The sequence below is a fragment of the Bacillus sp. J33 genome (genome assembly GCF_000518885.1).
Lineage (GTDB): Bacteria > Bacillota > Bacilli > Bacillales > Cytobacillaceae > Cytobacillus.
The window spans coordinates 1-17,256 of record NZ_JAEL01000113.1; the positions used below are offsets into that span (position 1 = coordinate 1).

Annotated in this window: 20 protein-coding genes and 2 riboswitches; of the genes, 15 read left to right on the forward strand and 5 right to left on the reverse strand. The window is 41.9% G+C overall.

Annotated elements, in window-relative coordinates; genetic code table 11:
- Positions 1 to 201, forward strand: a 201-nt coding sequence (locus L634_RS31695) for a transposase (RefSeq protein WP_034263189.1), incomplete at its 5' end; no start/stop codon positions are given.
- Positions 202 to 334: 133 nt separating this feature from the next.
- Here L634_RS31695 and L634_RS0124530 read toward each other — a convergent pair.
- The 4 genes from L634_RS0124530 to L634_RS33010 form a co-directional block, all read right to left on the reverse strand.
- A complete protein-coding gene (locus tag L634_RS0124530; RefSeq protein WP_026584717.1) occupies positions 335 to 946 on the reverse strand; it encodes a hypothetical protein in 612 nt (203 codons plus the stop codon).
- Between the two features lie 226 nt (positions 947 to 1,172).
- A complete protein-coding gene (locus L634_RS0124535; RefSeq protein WP_026584718.1) occupies positions 1,173 to 1,514 on the reverse strand; it encodes a spore coat protein in 342 nt (113 codons plus the stop codon).
- 255 nt (positions 1,515 to 1,769) lie between these two features.
- The gene (locus L634_RS0124540) at positions 1,770 to 2,033 is read right to left on the reverse strand and encodes a hypothetical protein (RefSeq protein WP_026584719.1); all 264 of its coding nucleotides are present in this window, start codon (positions 2,031 to 2,033) and stop codon (positions 1,770 to 1,772) included.
- A gap of 205 nt (positions 2,034 to 2,238) precedes the next feature.
- Positions 2,239 to 2,370: a YuzL family protein gene (locus L634_RS33010; RefSeq protein WP_084028987.1), complete on the reverse strand. Its 132-nt coding sequence runs from the start codon at positions 2,368 to 2,370 to the stop codon at positions 2,239 to 2,241.
- A gap of 291 nt (positions 2,371 to 2,661) precedes the next feature.
- Here L634_RS33010 and L634_RS0124555 point away from each other — a divergent pair, with 291 nt between their 5' ends.
- From L634_RS0124555 to L634_RS0124620, 14 genes are all read left to right on the forward strand, one after another.
- Positions 2,662 to 5,043 carry a 3-hydroxyacyl-CoA dehydrogenase/enoyl-CoA hydratase family protein gene (locus L634_RS0124555; RefSeq protein ID WP_026584720.1) on the forward strand — a complete coding sequence of 794 codons (2,382 nt, stop codon included), beginning with the start codon at positions 2,662 to 2,664 and terminating at the stop codon, positions 5,041 to 5,043.
- Positions 5,044 to 5,083: 40 nt separating this feature from the next.
- Entirely contained in the window at positions 5,084 to 6,259 is a 1,176-nt protein-coding gene (locus L634_RS0124560; protein WP_026584721.1) for an acetyl-CoA C-acetyltransferase, read from the forward strand.
- 146 nt (positions 6,260 to 6,405) lie between these two features.
- Positions 6,406 to 8,190 (forward strand): acyl-CoA dehydrogenase family protein, encoded by a 1,785-nt coding sequence (locus tag L634_RS0124565; protein ID WP_026584722.1) that lies wholly within the window; start codon positions 6,406 to 6,408, stop codon positions 8,188 to 8,190.
- A 265-nt stretch (positions 8,191 to 8,455) separates the two neighbouring features.
- Positions 8,456 to 8,815, forward strand: a complete 360-nt coding sequence (locus L634_RS0124570; protein ID WP_026584723.1) for an arsenate reductase family protein — start codon at positions 8,456 to 8,458, stop codon at positions 8,813 to 8,815.
- Positions 8,816 to 8,904: 89 nt separating this feature from the next.
- The gene (gene gcvH / locus L634_RS0124575) at positions 8,905 to 9,288 is read left to right on the forward strand and encodes a glycine cleavage system protein GcvH (protein WP_026584724.1); all 384 of its coding nucleotides are present in this window, start codon (positions 8,905 to 8,907) and stop codon (positions 9,286 to 9,288) included.
- A 618-nt stretch (positions 9,289 to 9,906) separates the two neighbouring features.
- Positions 9,907 to 10,146 carry a YusG family protein gene (locus tag L634_RS0124580; RefSeq protein ID WP_026584725.1) on the forward strand — a complete coding sequence of 80 codons (240 nt, stop codon included), beginning with the start codon at positions 9,907 to 9,909 and terminating at the stop codon, positions 10,144 to 10,146.
- A gap of 401 nt (positions 10,147 to 10,547) precedes the next feature.
- Entirely contained in the window at positions 10,548 to 10,901 is a 354-nt protein-coding gene (locus tag L634_RS0124585) for a toprim domain-containing protein (RefSeq protein ID WP_026584726.1), read from the forward strand.
- A 10-nt stretch (positions 10,902 to 10,911) separates the two neighbouring features.
- On the forward strand, positions 10,912 to 11,217 hold the full coding sequence (locus L634_RS0124590; protein ID WP_026584727.1) for a thioredoxin family protein: 306 nt from the start codon (positions 10,912 to 10,914) through the stop codon (positions 11,215 to 11,217).
- A 354-nt stretch (positions 11,218 to 11,571) separates the two neighbouring features.
- Positions 11,572 to 11,910, forward strand: coding sequence for a hypothetical protein (locus L634_RS0124595; RefSeq protein ID WP_026584728.1), 339 nt, complete (start codon positions 11,572 to 11,574; stop codon positions 11,908 to 11,910).
- Positions 11,911 to 11,961: 51 nt separating this feature from the next.
- Positions 11,962 to 12,063: riboswitch (SAM riboswitch) on the forward strand.
- A gap of 90 nt (positions 12,064 to 12,153) precedes the next feature.
- Complete coding sequence (locus L634_RS0124600; protein ID WP_026584729.1) at positions 12,154 to 13,470, forward strand: O-acetylhomoserine aminocarboxypropyltransferase/cysteine synthase family protein; 1,317 nt, start codon at positions 12,154 to 12,156, stop codon at positions 13,468 to 13,470.
- Between the two features lie 147 nt (positions 13,471 to 13,617).
- Positions 13,618 to 13,721: riboswitch (SAM riboswitch) on the forward strand.
- A 153-nt stretch (positions 13,722 to 13,874) separates the two neighbouring features.
- Positions 13,875 to 14,900, forward strand: a complete 1,026-nt coding sequence (locus tag L634_RS0124605; RefSeq protein ID WP_026584730.1) for a methionine ABC transporter ATP-binding protein — start codon at positions 13,875 to 13,877, stop codon at positions 14,898 to 14,900.
- Positions 14,893 to 15,561: a methionine ABC transporter permease gene (locus L634_RS0124610; protein WP_026584731.1), complete on the forward strand. Its 669-nt coding sequence runs from the start codon at positions 14,893 to 14,895 to the stop codon at positions 15,559 to 15,561. The genes L634_RS0124605 and L634_RS0124610 overlap by 8 nt, the downstream gene beginning before the upstream one ends.
- Positions 15,562 to 15,572: 11 nt before the next feature.
- Complete coding sequence (locus tag L634_RS0124615; protein ID WP_026584732.1) at positions 15,573 to 16,421, forward strand: MetQ/NlpA family ABC transporter substrate-binding protein; 849 nt, start codon at positions 15,573 to 15,575, stop codon at positions 16,419 to 16,421.
- Between the two features lie 155 nt (positions 16,422 to 16,576).
- The gene (locus L634_RS0124620) at positions 16,577 to 16,948 is read left to right on the forward strand and encodes a carboxymuconolactone decarboxylase family protein (RefSeq protein WP_026584733.1); all 372 of its coding nucleotides are present in this window, start codon (positions 16,577 to 16,579) and stop codon (positions 16,946 to 16,948) included.
- 151 nt (positions 16,949 to 17,099) lie between these two features.
- Here L634_RS0124620 and L634_RS33015 read toward each other — a convergent pair.
- A partial coding sequence (locus L634_RS33015) for a transposase (protein WP_157452456.1) occupies positions 17,100 to 17,256 on the reverse strand: 157 nt, incomplete at its 5' end.

A 17,256-nucleotide genomic window follows, 5' to 3' on the forward strand; every position in this document is an offset into this window, starting at 1 on the left:
CATCAAGACGTCAAACCGATCTATGAAAAACGCAAAGAAACAATTGAACGAGTATTCGCAGATGCAAAAGAAAAGCATGGCATGCGTTGGACAACCCTCAGGGGACTTAAAAAAATGTCGATGCAGGCGATGCTTACTTTCGCTGCCATGAATTTGAAGAAAATGGCCAACTGGACTTGGCAAGGTCCAGAAATGGCCTAAATGATAACCTCGGAGAGGTCTGCAATTCTCTGTAATTACTTGAAGTCCTACAAAAAATGAAAAAAAGAGTTCGGAATGAGACTATTCCGAACTCTTTTTGTCTACAAACTGAAAGAGGAGAATTCTCTCCTCTTTATACCTTATTTTCTATTATCGTCCCGTTTGGCAAATGATTAGTTAGCATTTCTATTGTTGAATATCGGGGGTCATTTGTATAAAGGTTAAACCCTTGCCCATCGTGCCATAACTTAATAATAGTAGTGGTATCTTTCATATTAAAGCACGGCAACATATATGGCTTTTTGCCTCCAAATAAGCCTTTTTTAATCGCCAATTTGTAGCTGATATTATCAGAGAAGGAAAATGCATAAAATTGATTTGACGAAGCAATCCAAAAGGTTTCTTCTAATATAAACTTTAATGTATGTTCGTCATTTATGATAGCGTTGAAAACTGGGAAGCTTTTCTTCTTTGCACTTTCGAATCTTAAAGAGTATTGAATACACTCTTTTTTGAATGCATTTTCGATTTCTTCAGTTAAATCATTGTAGGGTTCAAATGTAAGATACGCTGGGAATAAAGCTTCATTGCAAATAAAATCATATAAAAATTGTCTTGTTTCGTCATCGTAATCATCATATTCTGAAGGTCCAATATATAATTTAGAAACTTTTTGTACATTATCAAATAAAATATATTCTTCGTCCGAATTAAATTCTTCCTGAGTAATATATATTTTAGACAAAATTCCCCCACCTTTATTGAAAAGTTTCAAGACTTGGTTTCTTAATTTTATCATTTTATACAGAAATAAGCTTTCAAAAATAAAACAGCATCGGCTAATTCCGATGCTGTTTTGTAGTTGAATTTAATTGCTAAATCTTATGCCATTTTGATTGCATTTTAAGAAGAAAAATTGAATTTTCCCTCCCATAACGGAATCCCTTACACGAATTGCAGCGGTTTTTTCTTTATTGCATTTGCCCATTCCCGTAGGGAAACTGACTGGAATATCCCTGGAATTGCTGATAGGACTGCTGAAGCTTCTGCTGATCAGCTGCTTCAACTTTGTACCAGCCTTTTTTGAACATAAGATTATAAAGCTCTCTTTGCTGGTTTTGTGTTTCATTAAACACAGTCAGCATGTCCTGGTAAAGGTTTTGGTGGCTCGCTTCATTCATAGCAACTGAATAAGCATTTGTCATGTGCTTTTCCATAGTAAGCAAGTCGTTTGCAAAGTCCCGGTCGTTCATTTGCGGTGTTTGGCTGACCTGGGTTTCAGTGTTTTGAATCGTATTCTGATTTTGATTCATTACTAATCCCCCTCCTAAAATTTTCTAATGGGTTTATAAGGTAAAGTTAGGATCCGCTGTCCAGCTTCCAGCCCCTCGAGACCTAGCTAAATCACTCCAGTAATCTGGGGATAGGGAGGCTTCGGCAGCGAAACATTGCAATCAAAGAAAGCTTTTGGGAGATAACCCGCGTGATTCATCTTTTTATGCTTGTCAGGCTCGTGCAGGAAGTGCTTTTAGGTGAAGTACCCTTGCTTAAGGCGCTTTTCGCTTTTTCTATTGCATTCCCACATGGTTTTGCTGGTTTAAATGAGTAAGCAGCTGTTCATAATGACGCTGATGCATTTGCCCGCAACGCTCGAAATGAACCTTTAGCTCCTGATCCTGGCACTGCTGGGCGTAAAAATGAGCCTTCTTAAATGCGAGAAGGTTCCATGAAAGCATATCCGTTAAGTACAAAGAATCCTTAGTGGAAACAACGGCAGGCGGCTGCTGCATAATGCCCTGCTGGTTTTGCATGTTCATATTTTGCTGCTGCATAGATAACCCTCCAATATTAGTATGATTGGCCGTAAAAAACAAACACTTACAGGAGTGATACTTTTATTCGAACATATCTTTCCTCTGAAAAACGCTGGTTATTCTTAAGAGGGGCTTTAGAGAATTACCTATGCCCATAATGAAAAAGGCTGGCATCAGCCAGCCCTTCGAAGCAAAGGTTTTAGTTTGATTAAACCATTTTGAATTAACGCTTATATTGGTTGTTTTGACTGTTCCTCTTTTTAGGGCCTTCCCTTTCAACAGTTGGACCGGCGTCACCTTGTACACTTGCTGCACTAACTCCAGCCCTGGATGGATCCTTCTTCATTTTTCCCATTGTTTTTCACCTCCGTTGGAATCAGCTCCTATCTGCAGGCTGCTTCGCAGGAGCTTCATATTATAGAGTGTCCAAAACAATAAAATCATTTCTCCTAAACAGTCTAAACAATCACCTTGTCCATTTGGAAAATTTCAAAACATTTCAAAATTCAGCCTCAAAATCATTGCGTAAATTTTGCAAATATTTTATAGTTATAACTAACAGGACTCATTCAGATCAGATGGATATTTTTTTGAGAATAAAATGAATGAGTGTTCATTCAAAAAATCAAAGGGGGAAATAAAGTTGATCCAACAAATTAAAAAAGCTGCAGTTTTGGGATCTGGTGTAATGGGTTCAGGAATTGCTGCGCACCTGGCCAATATTGGAATACCAACATTATTGCTGGATATCGTACCTCGTGAATTAACAGATGCTGAAAAAGCAAAAGGGCTAACCCTTGAAGATAAAGCGGTGCGCAACCGAATCAGTGAAAGCAGCCGCCTGAAATTATTAAAGCAAAAACCCGCTCCGCTAACTTCGAAAAAGAATCTTGCCCTGATTGAAGCAGGCAATTTTGAAGATGATATGGAACGCCTTAAAGATGTTGATTGGATAATCGAAGTCGTTGTAGAAAATTTAAATATCAAGAAACAGGTCTTTGAAAAAGTGGACCAGTACAGAAAGCCCGGAAGCATTGTCAGTTCCAACACTTCAGGAATCTCTGTTGAAGCCATGTCTGAAGGCCGCACAGAGGATTTCCAGAAACACTTTCTTGGCACACACTTCTTTAATCCGCCCCGTTACTTAAAGCTATTAGAAGTAATCCCAACTAAGAACACGAATCCTGAAGTGCTTTCGTTTATAAAGCAATTTGGTGAAGACGTACTGGGCAAAGGTGTTGTAGAAGCGAAGGATACGCCAAACTTTATCGCTAACCGCATCGGCACCTACGGACTTTTGGTCACTGTTCAGGAAATGCTGAAGGGCGGCTACAGTGTCGGTGAAGTCGATTCCGTTACAGGACCGCTGATCGGACGGCCAAAAAGTGCAACATTCAGAACGCTTGATGTAGTAGGGCTTGATACATTTATACACGTTGCCAACAACGTTTATGAGCAAGTGGAAGGAAAAGAGAAAGAAGTATTTGAAGTGCCTGGCTTTATGAAAGCCATGCAGGAAAAAGGCTGGCTAGGAAGCAAATCCGGGCAGGGCTTCTTCTTCAAAAAAGGAAAAGAAATTCTTGAACTTGATCCTGAAAGCCTGGAGTACGGACCGCGTAAAAAGCTTAAAACAGCTTCTGTGGAAATGAGCAAGCAGGAAAAAGGAACTGCCAGAAAGATGAAAGCGCTTGTTTATGCGGATGATCGGGCAGGCCGGCTTTTATGGAATATTCTTAGCCCGGCATTGCTATACTCAGCGCAATTGCTTGGAGAAATTGCAGATGACATCACTGCGATTGACCGTGCGATGAAATGGGGATTTGGCTGGGAGCTGGGTCCATTTGAATCATGGGATGCAATTGGTGTAGAAAAGTCTGTTCAGAAAATGAAGGAATCTGGTGAAGAAGTGCCATCATGGATAAAAGACATGCTCGAGAAAGGCTTCACATCATTTTATAAGGAAGAGGATGGCCAGCAGTTTTTCTATCATAATGGAGAATATAAAGTAATTGAAGAAAATCCAAAGGTCATTAACTTGAAACAGCTTAAAAAGCAAAAAGGTGTTATTAAAAAGAATAGCGGTGCAAGCCTGATTGACTTGGGGGATGGAGTTGCCCTGCTGGAATTCCACTCGCAAAGCAATGCGATTGGGCTTGATATTATCCAAATGATTAATTTTGCAGTTGATGAAGTGGAGAAAAATTATAAAGGGCTTGTGATCGGGAACCAGGGCAAAAATTTCTGTGTTGGCGCCAACCTGGGAATGATACTAATGGAAGCACAGGATGATAATATCTATGAGCTTGATATGGTTGTCCGCCATTTCCAAAATGCGATGATGAAAATTAAATACAGCTCCAAACCTGTTGTTGCTGCTCCATTTGGAATGACGCTTGGCGGAGGTGCAGAAGTTTGTCTTCCTGCAGCACATATTCAGGCATCAAGCGAAACGTATATGGGGCTTGTAGAAGTTGGTGTAGGGCTGATCCCAGGCGGAAGCGGAAACAAAGAGCTATATATTAAGCATCTTGAAAGCATGCCGGCTGGTGTGGAATTTGACCTTCAAAAGGTAGCCAATAAAGTATTTGAATCAATTGCAATGGCAAAGGTTTCTACTTCGGGTGAAGAAGCTCGCGATAATAATTTCCTGAATATTGCAGATGACATTAGCGTTAACGGAGACCACCTTCTCCATGATGCCAAACAGGCTGTCCTTGCTCTGCATGAAAAAGGCTACAAGCCCCGTGTCCGCAAGAAGGTGCCAGTAGTCGGAGAAACAGGCTACGCGACCCTGCTGCTAGGTGCACATGCCATGTTCCAATCAGGCTATATTTCAGAGCATGATCTAAAAATCGCAAAAAAATTAGCGTATGTGATTGCCGGCGGTAAAGTGCCATACGGAACGGAAGTAGATGAACAATACTTGCTTGATTTGGAACGGGAAGCATTCTTAAGCCTGGTCGCTGAACCTAAATCGCAGCAGCGGATGCAGCACATGCTTTTAAAAGGAAAGCCGCTGCGGAACTAATTTAATAGATTACAACATTGACAGAAAGAGAGGGAATAGAATGAGAGAAGCGGTAATTGTGGCAGGTGCCAGGACACCGGTTGGCAAAGCAAAGAAAGGTACGCTTGCAAATGTAAGGCCGGACGATTTAGGTGCACTAGTCGTAAAGGAAACATTGAGGCGTGCAGGGAATTACGAAGGAAATATCGATGACTTGATCATTGGGTGTGCAATGCCCGAGGCAGAACAGGGCTTGAATATGGCAAGGAATATAGGAGCACTAGCCGGACTTTCCCACGAGGTCCCGGCAATCACCATTAATCGTTATTGCTCTTCAGGGCTGCAGTCAATTGCATATGCTGCTGAAAAAATCATGATTGGCCATGCGGATACAATCATCGCTGGCGGAGCCGAATCTATGAGTCTGGTGCCGATGATGGGCCATGTGGTCCGCCCGAACGCCAAATTGGCAGAATCAGCGCCGCAGTACTACATGGGTATGGGGCATACAGCAGAGGAAGTAGCAAAGAAATATGGAATTTCCAGAGAGGATCAGGATGCTTTTGCCGTAAGAAGCCACCAGAGGGCAGCGAAAGCGATTCAGGAAGGCCGTTTCGCAGATGAAATCGTTCCTGTAGATGTCACTTTAAGATCTATTGGCAAAGATAATAAGCTGGCAGAAAAAACGATCCAATTCAGCCAGGATGAAGGGGTTCGCCCTGACTCTACAGTTGAAGCGCTGGGGAAACTGCGCCCAGCCTTCTCGGTAACTGGCACGGTCACAGCAGGAAACTCCTCACAAACAAGTGATGGAGCTGCAGCAGTTATGGTTATGGACCGTGAAAAAGCTAAAATCTCAGGCCTCCAGCCAATGGCTAAATTCAGAAGTTTTGCTGTTGGAGGAGTCCCTCCTGAAATCATGGGTGTAGGGCCTGTCGTCGCCATACCGAAAGCACTAAAGCTAGCGGGGCTGGAGCTTTCCGACATCGGCTTGTTCGAATTGAATGAAGCCTTTGCTTCACAATCTATTCAGATTATTAGAGAGCTGGGATTGGATGAAGAAAAAGTGAATGTTAACGGCGGAGCAATTGCTCTTGGACATCCGCTTGGATGTACAGGTGCCAAGCTGACATTATCGCTGATACATGAGATGAAGCGCCGCAATCAGCAATTTGGTGTCGTAACAATGTGTATTGGCGGAGGAATGGGAGCGGCTGGAGTATTTGAGCTTCTATAATACTTAAAGGCTGTTTTCTTAAAGTTTAGTAAAGCTTGAGCCATAAGCTAAAACAAAAATCCAAAAGGAAAGAGAATGCTTTAAAAAATATCGGAGAAAAGCCTCTTCAGGCTTTCTCCCCCAATATGGAATGGAGGAAAATTAACATGTCTAATCAAACTGAAAACCTAATTAAAGGCGGCAGCTTTTTAATCGAAGATGTTTCCTATGATCGTGTGTTTACACCGGAAGATTATACTGATGAACAGGTTATGATTGCGAAAACAACAGAGGACTATGTTGTTAATGAAGTAGTGCCTCAAATTGAGCATTTAGAAAATCATGAGTTTGACCGATCTGTTAAATTATTGAAGCAAGCAGGCGAACTTGGCCTTTTAGGTGCGGATGTACCGGAAGAATACGGCGGACTTGCATTGGATAAAGTCAGCTCAGCTTTAATTGCTGAAAAAATGGCGCGCGCCGGAGGATTCTCCATCTCCCATGGTGCCCATGTAGGAATCGGTTCCCTTCCAATCGTGCTATTCGGAAACGAAGACCAAAAGCAAAAATATCTTCCTGCCTTGGCTACTGGAGAAAAGCTCGCGGCATATGCATTGACTGAACCAAGCTCAGGTTCTGACGCACTTGGCGCAAAAACGACAGCCAAGCTGAATGCTGAGGGCACTCACTATGTACTGAACGGCGAAAAGCAATGGATAACAAATGCAGGATTTGCAGATGTATTCGTTGTGTATGCAAAAATTGATGGAGAGCATTTTTCTGCATTCATCGTTGAGAGAGAATTCCCTGGCGTATCTGTAGGGGCTGAAGAAAAGAAAATGGGGATCAAGAGTTCATCCACCCGCACATTAATCCTTGAAGATGCTCAAGTGCCGAAAGAAAACCTGCTTGGTGAATTCGGCAAAGGCCATGTAATTGCATTTAATATCTTAAATATTGGCCGTTATAAGTTAGGTGTAGGTGCAGTCGGCGGGGCCAAGCGCGCATTTGAATTAGCAGCTCAATATGCAAACCAGCGCCAGCAGTTCAAAACACCAATTGCACAATTCAACCTGACAAAAGAAAAGTTCGGAACAATGGCTTCGAAAATTTATGCAGCTGAAAGTGCTGTGTACCGTACGGTAGGCTTATTCGAAGACCGCATGAGCAAGCTTACTGACGAAGAAGTAAAAGACGGTAAAGAAGTGGCGAAATCCATCGCGGAATATGCCATTGAATGTTCTATGAACAAATTTTTCAATACGGAAGTCCTTGACTATGTGGCAGATGAAGGCGTGCAAATCCATGGCGGATACGGTTTCATGGCGGAATATGAAATTGAAAGAGCCTACCGTGACTCCCGCATTAACCGTATCTTCGAAGGAACAAATGAAATTAACCGTCTATTGGTGCCAGGCACCTACCTGCGCAAAGCATTAAAAGGAGAGCTTCCATTATTCCAGAAAGCCCAAGCGCTGCAGGAAGAGCTTATGATGATGATGCCTGAAGAGCCTGGCGATGAGCCATTGGCACAGGAAAAATATTTAGTAAAAAATGCGAAGAAGATCGGCTTGCTTGCTGCAGGCCTGGCTGCTCAAAAATACGGAAAGGCTCTTGATAAAGAGCAAGAAGTTCTTGTAAACATTGCTGATATTATTTCAAATGCCTATGCAATGGAATCCGTTGTTCTTCGTACAGAAAAGGCCATTGAAAAAGCAGGTCTTGAAAAGAGCAAGCAGAAGCTTCTTTACACGCAAATTTTCTGCCAGGAAGCATTCAACAAAATCGGGCAGGATGCAAAAGAAACGCTCGTTGCGGTTGAAAATGGCGATGCCCTTCGAATGATGATGTCTGCGCTTCGCAAATTTACGCGCCACACGCCAATCAACGTAATTGCGAAGAAGCGTGAAGCAGCAGAGAAGCTTATTGATGCAGAACGTTTCGTAGTTTGATTATAGCGGGTCCCCTTCTCAAGAAGGGGGCTTTACTTTTTTAAGGCTGTTTTTCGTAAAGTTTGTTGCTTTTTCGGGTGGCAAATTAAGGAAAATCAACAGGCGAGTTTAACAGAGTCTAAAACTTTTAAAATTCCTGCAGGAACATGAAGAAAAATGTCGAATATAAACCTGGTGTTCATTGTCATCCATTTGTGGTAGTATTCAATTAAAAGGCAGCAATTTTTTAAAAAGCCTGGATATGCTAACATTGGGTGGTGAAAAAATGGCGTTGACTTTTTATTGGTATCCTAAATGCGGGACATGCCGAAAAGCCAAGAAATGGCTCGATGAACATAACTTGCCTTATGAAGAAGTACATATTGTGGAGAATCCGCCTTCACGAAGCGAGCTAGAAGCGCTTTATAAAAATAGCGGGCTGGAATTAAAAAAGTTCTTTAATACAAGTGGACAGAAATACAGGGAGCTTGGTTTAAAGGACAAAGTGAAAAACTCTTCGGAAGAGGAACTGCTCGATATTTTGGCTACAGACGGCATGCTGATTAAGCGCCCGCTTTTAACGGATGGCCAAAAGACTACAGTTGGGTTTAAGGAAGAGGATTATGAAAAGGTATGGCTTTCATAGTAGGCTAAATTAAGCTCTGCTGGGCCATCATGAATGAAGCGATCGATTTAAAGATCATAAATTGGAAATAAAAAATGGAGGGATAAGTTATGAGCACACCAAAAGAATTACGTTATTCAGAAGAGCATGAGTGGGTAAAGACAGAAGACGGGAAAGTCCGCATCGGGATTACGCATTTCGCGCAATCAGAGCTTGGTGATATTGTATTCGTTGAGCTTCCGGAAGTTGGCGATGAGCTAACTGCAGATGAGCCTTTTGGAAGCGTTGAGTCTGTAAAGACAGTTTCTGAACTTTACGCTCCTGTCAGCGGAAAAGTTGTTGAAGTTAATGAAGAACTGAATGACAATCCTGAATTCGTAAACGAATCTCCATACGAAAAAGCATGGATGGTGGTTGTTGAACCTTCAGACATTAGCGAAGTAGACAAGCTAATGACAGCTGAGCAATACGAGGAAATGACAAACGAAGACTAATTTACTGGAAAAGCCGGTTCAATTATGAACTGGCTTTTTATTTTGAAAGATAAGAAAGTATAACTTTGAACTTCGATAACTGTCTAGCTCCGGCACTCTATCGACTCGACGTGCTTCCCTTCCCTCGTCTACGACGACGCACACAGGATGGAGCGCTATAAGTCAGCATCGAATCGCTTTAAGTGCTCCTGCCCACAGCTTATTCAAGGAGCGTCGTACAGCTCGCCGTAAAGCACATGATGTAAACTCAGAGCTGTTATTCATGATGAATTTCCATGTAGCTGCTTCGCTCTTCGTGTTTCCTTTATCTCAGAATAAGGAACTCAGACTAAAAGCGCCACGTCCTCCCAAAAGCTAACGCTTTCGGTCGTGCGATGCTAAAGCTGATGAAGCTTTCCTTGTCCTGTGGGCCTCAGTCCACCACGCTCCGTCGATGCGCTGCTCAAGGAAAGCTCCTAAGAATAAGCTTCGCATGAACAAGCGGCTTTTGGCTTGTTCCGAAGGGTGCCTTCGCTTTTCTTATGGGAGCTGCACACCATTGCCTTTAATTGCTATTTTTCTTTTAAAGAGATAGGGCAAAACTAGTACTACCGAAAGGCATGAAAGGATTGGTTACCCATGACATTGAAACCGAAGAAAATCGATATTACAGACCGGGTTGTCGGAAAGCTTAAAAATAATGAAATTGAGCTTTACCTTGAAAATGAAAAAATAGGACAAATCAGTTTGCCCGAAGGCTCTTCTTTTAATCTGACACATCATTTTGAAACTGACCAGCAAAAAATTTATCAGAACGTTTCTGTTACAGATGAGGCGCAAAAGCGCTATACGGACTGTGACGAAGGCGGCTGGTGCTAATTTCGTAAACAGCGGGATCTTTTCCGCTGTTTATTTAATATGCTAAAGCAATGGAGAAGAGCATACATTAGAATAGGCAAATTAGGGAGGTATACAAAAAGCCCGCCAAAATGCGGAAGCTTGAGCTAGCTCTTTGTATAAGTGGTGAAAAGAGCCTTTATATTTGAACTGTACAGATGCAAAATTTTGATCAAGCCCGCATTATTTTTCGCAAAAAGCATTTCAATTTCAATTAAGCGAAGTAATTATATAAGTCAGCACGGGCCTTCTGCACAAATTAGGCAGGAGATTTACACCATAATCGAGAATATTGAATATATTAGGATAAAAACCAAATAGTTTTACCAGCTTTTTACTGTAATGCATTTCAGCTTCAAAATAACTCCTTTCAGGTGATGATGATGAATGAGGCAATTCCGGAAAAAGTTATTATTGTTGAGGGCAAGTCGGATAAAACAAAGGTTAAGAATATTATAAGAGAACCCGTTGAAATTATTTGCACAAACGGCACAATCAGCATAACAAAACTGGACGAATTAATTGACACACTGTTTGATAAGGATGTATATATATTGGTGGATGCTGACTCAGCCGGGGAAAAACTGAGAAAGCAGTTCAAAAGAGAGTTTCCCGAAGCAGAGCATCTTTACATCGACAGGATGTACAGAGAAGTAGCCACAGCTCCTGAGCATCATTTGGCAACGGTTTTGCTGGGGGCAAACATTGATGTTTATACACAGTATTTAGATAGATAAGGATGATAAAATGCAGGAATGGTCGCGGCATGAGATCGAGGAAGCGGTTAATGGGCAAAAAAACGCTCTCTTATATTTATACACGCCTATGTGCGGAACCTGCCAAATGGCAGGAAAGATGCTGGCAGTAGCCGCTGAACTGCTGCCTGATCAGGAAATTGGGAAAGCCGATTTAAATTATATGCCGGAAATCGCTGAACAGTGGGGAATTGAAAGCGTCCCCTGCCTCATCATCTTTAAAAAAGGAAATGTACATGAAAAGCTCTATGCATTTCGTTCGGTCCCTTACTTATTGGAGAAGATAAGAAATATATAGAGCGAGCGGCTGTTGCGAATAACATCCGGATGCCGCTTAAAATGACAAAACCCAGGCGTTCATCGCCTGGGTTTTGTTTGTTGAAAATAGTCAATTTTCCCGATTATTGATCCTCATTTTTCTAGGTTTCATAATACTTTTTCTTCACTTTTAGAAGCTTCAATAAGACAAAACCTGCAAATCTGGCAGTCAAAGCTGTATGATCCGACATATTTCCCGAGAAATGAAAGACATTTCCTTTTGATAAGCAGGTACTGTCTTCCTTTATTGCTTCATTTGTCGAACAAAAATAAAAGGATTGGATGGCTTGCCCACTGAATATAAAAGGAAAGATCCATTACGAGAGGTGAGCCTATGGAAGACTTAGCAGATGCATTTGTGAGGGAAGCACAAAAAAAAGGCCATGTAGGATATTTATTAAGAAACTCAACCTTTTCTATGCTTATCCAGGCGGGGAATAAAAGCATCCCGCTTCAGATTTCGAATGGGGAAATAAAGAAGGCTAGCCGGGCAAGGAATTTTGATATTAGAATGACGGGTTCAGAAGAGGCAGTGCTTTCTTTAATAGCCGGAAAGATAAAGCTCAGGGAGGCATTGTCGCGGGATGAAATCATAATGGATACAACTTTTCGAAAAAAACTGCTGCTTGAATCTCTTTTCTGTTTAAGCAAGTTTTCTTATAAAAACACTTGACCATTTTTTAAATGCTATGATAATATCACTATAATCCGAATTAACTGAATATTCTTATCAAGAGTGGCGGAGGGACTGGCCCGACGAAGCCCGGCAACCGGTAATCTACACGGTGCTAAATCCAGCAGAGCAAATGGCTCTGAAAGATAAGAAGAGATTATACAGCCCTCTTCTTGTGAAGAGGGCTTTTTCAAATCTTCTATATTTAACAGAACAAAATATTTAAATAGAGGAGAGAAAAAGATGACTGACAAACAAAAAAGGTACCGTTTCGAAACAATTGGCGTACATGGGGGATTGAAGCCTGATCCTGTTACTGGGGCTAGGGCATTGCCGATTTACCAAAATAATGCGTATCAATTTAAAGATACTGAACATGCCGCAAATCTGTTCGCCTTAAAGGAGCCTGGATATATCTATAGCCGGATACATAATCCGACAGTAAGTGTATTTGAAGAGAGAGTGGCTTTGCTTGAAGGCGGTGTCGGTGCACTGGCCCTTGCCAGCGGGCAGTCCGCCATCACCCTGGCAATCCTTAACCTTGCCCAGGCTGGTGATGAAATTGTTACTGCCTCCAATTTATATGGCGGTACTTACAATTTGTTTGCAGTTACACTTCCCAAGTATGGAATTAATGTAAAGTTTGTGGACCCGGATGATCCTGAAAACTTCCGCAATGCGATTACAGATAAAACGAAGGCTGTATTTGCTGAAACGATTGGAAATCCTAGTTTGAAAGTACTGGATATAGAAAAGATAGCTGATATTGCCCATGAAAACGGTGTTCCTTTAATTGTGGATAATACTTTTGCTACACCTTATTTATGCCGTCCAATTGAGCATGGAGCAGATGTTGTTATCCACTCCGCCACTAAATGGCTGCTTGGCAATGGAACAACAATGGGAGGCATTATTGTAGATGGAGGGAAGTTTGACTGGAATTCACCAAAGTTCCCTGGATTTACAGAACCGGACCCTAGCTACCATAACATTGTTTATAGCGAGGCAATTGGGGATGCTGCCTATATCATTAAAGCCCGTGTTCAGCTGTTAAGGGACCTGGGGCCTGCAATGAGCGCACAAAGTGCATTCCAATTCACCCTGGGGCTTGAGACTCTGCATGTCAGAATGAAGGAACATATTGCCAATACCAACAAAGTGGTTGAATACCTGGAAGCCCATCCTGCGGTAAATTGGGTGCTTTATCCAGGGCTTGAAAGCCACCGTGATAAAGCACTCGCAGACAAGTATTTGCCTAAAGGAGCAGGTGCTGTAGCTGTTTTTGGAATAGCCGGCGGCAGAGAAGCAGGCGCAAAACTGATCAACACTCTTCAGCTTTGGGCTCATGTAGCCAATGTTGGGGATGCAAAGAGCCTGATCATCCATCCGGCAAGCACAACCCATCAGCAGCTTGATAAAGAAGGGTTAAAGGCTGCGGGGGTACCTGAAGACTTAATCCGGATTTCTATCGGCATTGAAAATGCGGAGGATCTTATTGAGGACTTGGAACAAGCAATCGAAGCCGCGACAGGCATTACTTCACTTGCAGCGAAAGCTTAATACAAGCAAGGAAAATTTACCATTCATTTTTTTCAAAAAGTTTAAAATTTCATCGTTGACACCTTTTTAATGGCTATGATACGATAGCAAACGTAATTAAAAACTGCTTAATCCATTTAAAGTATTAATTTAATATAGAACGTTATGCTCTTATCAAGAGAGGTGGAGGGAAGTGCCCTATGAAGCCCGGCAACCGTCATTAAGTTGAAAAGGTGCCAATTCACTCAAAGCATTGCTTTGACAGATGAGAGAAAGGACTTAAATGATTAATGCCTTTCTGCTCATGTGCAGAAAGGCATTTTTTGTTTAAGCGCATGAAAGCTCTTCAAGAGCCAGAAACTAGGGAAATATAAGTAGTCTTTTAATTATAATTGTATCTTTCATATAAAGAGGTGAAACACACGTTGATTTCCATAAAAGATGTTAAGAAGATTTACTCTTCTAAAAAGGGCCAGGTAAAAGCAGTTGATGACGTAAACCTGGAGATTAAAGAAGGGGAGATCTTCGGTGTGATTGGATATAGCGGTGCAGGGAAAAGTACACTGATCCGCATGCTGAACGGCCTTGAGCTTCCTACTCAAGGAAGTGTAACGGTTGCTGGCAATGAAGTTTCAAAAATAAAGGGAAGTAAACTAAGAAAAGCCCGGCAGGAAATAAGCATGATTTTTCAGCATTTCAACCTATTATGGTCCAGAACAGTCAGGGATAATATTGCATTTCCCCTTGAAATTGCTGGAGTGTCACGCCAGGAAAGACTGAAAAGAGTGGACGAACTCATAAAACTTGTTGGCCTTGAAGGCAGAGAGGATGCGTATCCTTCACAGCTGAGCGGCGGGCAAAAGCAAAGGGTTGGGATTGCAAGAGCGCTTGCCAATAACCCGAAAGTGCTGCTATGTGATGAGGCAACATCTGCACTTGATCCACAGACAACCGATTCTATTTTGGACCTGCTTGTTGATATCAATGAGCGCCTCGGATTAACCATTGTTTTGATTACACATGAAATGCACGTAATCCGCAAAATTTGCCATCGCGTTGCTGTTATGGAAGGCGGACAGATTGTTGAAATAGGGCCTGTACTTGATGTATTTAAAAATCCGAAAGCGACAATTACAAAGCGCTTTGTCCAGCAGGTTACTGAGCCTGAAGAAACAAAGGAAACCATTGACCACTTAGTGGATATATATCCGCGGGGAAAAGTAGTGCAGCTTGGATTTGTCGGTGAAGCAGCAGAACAGCCGCTAATTACGAATTTGATCCGTAATTTTCAGGTGACGGTCAATATCCTTCAAGGGAAAATTTCACAAACGCAAAATGGTTCATACGGTACTTTGTTCATCCATTTAGATGGCGAAACCGAGGAAGTTGCCAAAGCGATTGATTATATCCATTCTCAGCAGGTTGGCGTGGAGGTGATTTCCAATGCTTAACGAATGGTTTCCAAATGTGAAATGGGACTCCATGTGGGAAGCTACCATGGAAACCCTATATATGACCGCTATATCTGTTGTGGCAACATTTGTTTTGGGAGCGATATTGGGGCTTCTGCTCTTCCTGACTTCCAAGGGGAATATTTGGGAAAATGTTGCGGTCAATAAAGTCATTTCTGCTTTTGTGAATATTTTCCGTTCCATTCCGTTTATTATCTTAATTGTTTTATTAATCCCTTTTACCAAGTTCTTAGTCGGAACCATGATTGGAGAAGATGCAGCACTGCCTGCACTGATTATTGGGGCAGCGCCATTTTATGCCCGTATGGTTGAAATCGGATTAAGAGAAATTGACAAAGGTGTTATTGAAGCCGCGAAGTCAATGGGTGCAAAGACTAGCACTATAATTTGGAAGGTTCTTCTTCCTGAATCAATGCCAGCACTTGTTTCGGGCATTACTGTTACAGCCATTGCACTTGTTGGTTACACAGCCATGGCAGGTGTTATCGGTGCAGGAGGCCTGGGAAACCTTGCTTATCTTGAAGGGTTCCAGAGAAGCCGCAATGATGTTACGTTAATGGCGACCATTATTATTTTACTCATCGTATTTATCATCCAGTTTATTGGAGATTTAATTACAACAAAATTAGACAAACGATAGGAGAGATTAACATGAAAAAGTGGGCATCACTTGTTCTTGCACTAGTTGTGGCGTTAGTGCTTTCAGCATGCGGAGCATCCGAAGAAGAAGGCACTAACGCAGGCGAAGGCGGAGAAAGCAAAGAAAGCACTAAAATTACTGTAGGGGCTTCCAACGTGCCGCATGCGGAAATTCTTGAAGAAGCAAAGCCTCTTCTTGAGGAAAAAGGATTTGAACTTGATGTTGTTCCATTCCAGGACTATGTATTGCCAAACCAGGCTTTAGAATCTGAGGAGCTTGATGCGAACTATTTCCAGCACATTCCTTACCTTGAATCTCAAAAAGCAGAACATGGCTATGATTTTACAAATGCAGGCGGTATCCATATCGAGCCAATTGGTGTGTATTCCCAAAAATATAAGAACCTTGAAGAGCTTCCGGAAGGCGCAACTATCATCATGAGCAACTCTGTAGCTGATCATGGCCGTATTTTATCCATGCTTGAAGCAGAAGGGCTTATTACTTTAAACGAAGATGTTGAAAAAACAGAGGCTACACTTGAAGACATTAAAGATAATCCTAAAAAGCTAAAATTTGATACAGAATATGAAGCTTCCCTTCTTCCGCAAATCTATAACAATGGTGAAGGCGATGCTGTTCTGATCAACTCCAACTATGCGATTGATGCCGGGTTGAATCCGCTAGAAGATTCAATTGCAATCGAGGACAAAGAGTCACCATATGTAAACGTAATTGCAGTCCGCAGCGGAGATGAAGAAAAAGAAGGCATTAAAGCTCTTGTAGAAGTGCTTCGTTCTAAAGAAATCCAGGATTTCATTCTTGAAAAATACGAAGGAGCCGTTGTACCGGTTTCTGAGTAATATAGATGTAAAAAAGCAGGCGAAAAATCATGCCTGCTTTTTTGTATGCTGTGATTTTCCATTAAATATCCCTGTCATTGCATGCTGCAGCCCGCATAGTTTGAAAAACAATCAAACATACTAACCTTGATAATAACTTGAATGGAGTGGAGCAAATGGAACATTATCACGAACCTTCAAACTCAATCGAAGCGGCTCTTCTTGATTATAAAGAAGGCTTAGGTGTGTTTACTGAAAAAATGCCTGATTTAGCGGAGCACTATAATGCTTTCACGGAAGCTTGCTTTAAAGAAGGAACACTAAGCCAAAAGCAGAAGCAGCTTATTGCCCTTGGAATCAGCTTGTATTCACAGGATGAGTACTGCATCATCTACCATACAAAAGGATGCCTTGACCAGGGAGCATCAGAGGAAGAAATTCTCGAAGCAGTAGGTGTTACGGCAGCCTTCGGCGGCGGTGCAGCCATGAGCCAGGCGGTTACCCTTGTCCAGGAAGCTATGACAGAATTGAATCAGCTTAAACAATAGATCAAAACCAAGAGGTTGACTCAAAAGGTCGTTGAACGACGACTCTTTTGAGTCAGTTTTTTATTTTGAGATCATTTTGTCCTCAATTTCGAGTAACTTATTCAAAATTAGGAGAGATATCCCNATTTATCCTCCTAAACCTTCACTCTTTTTACCTGTTTTGTAGAAGATCATCCCACTTTTTTAAATTGTGGGCAACACAAATAAGACCCCAATCCGTGGTGTTTTTGGATAGGCCTCTTAGAGAAAACCGGTTGAATTTTCGGTTGTGTTTAATTTGTCCAAAGACGGGCTCGACATCTATTTTT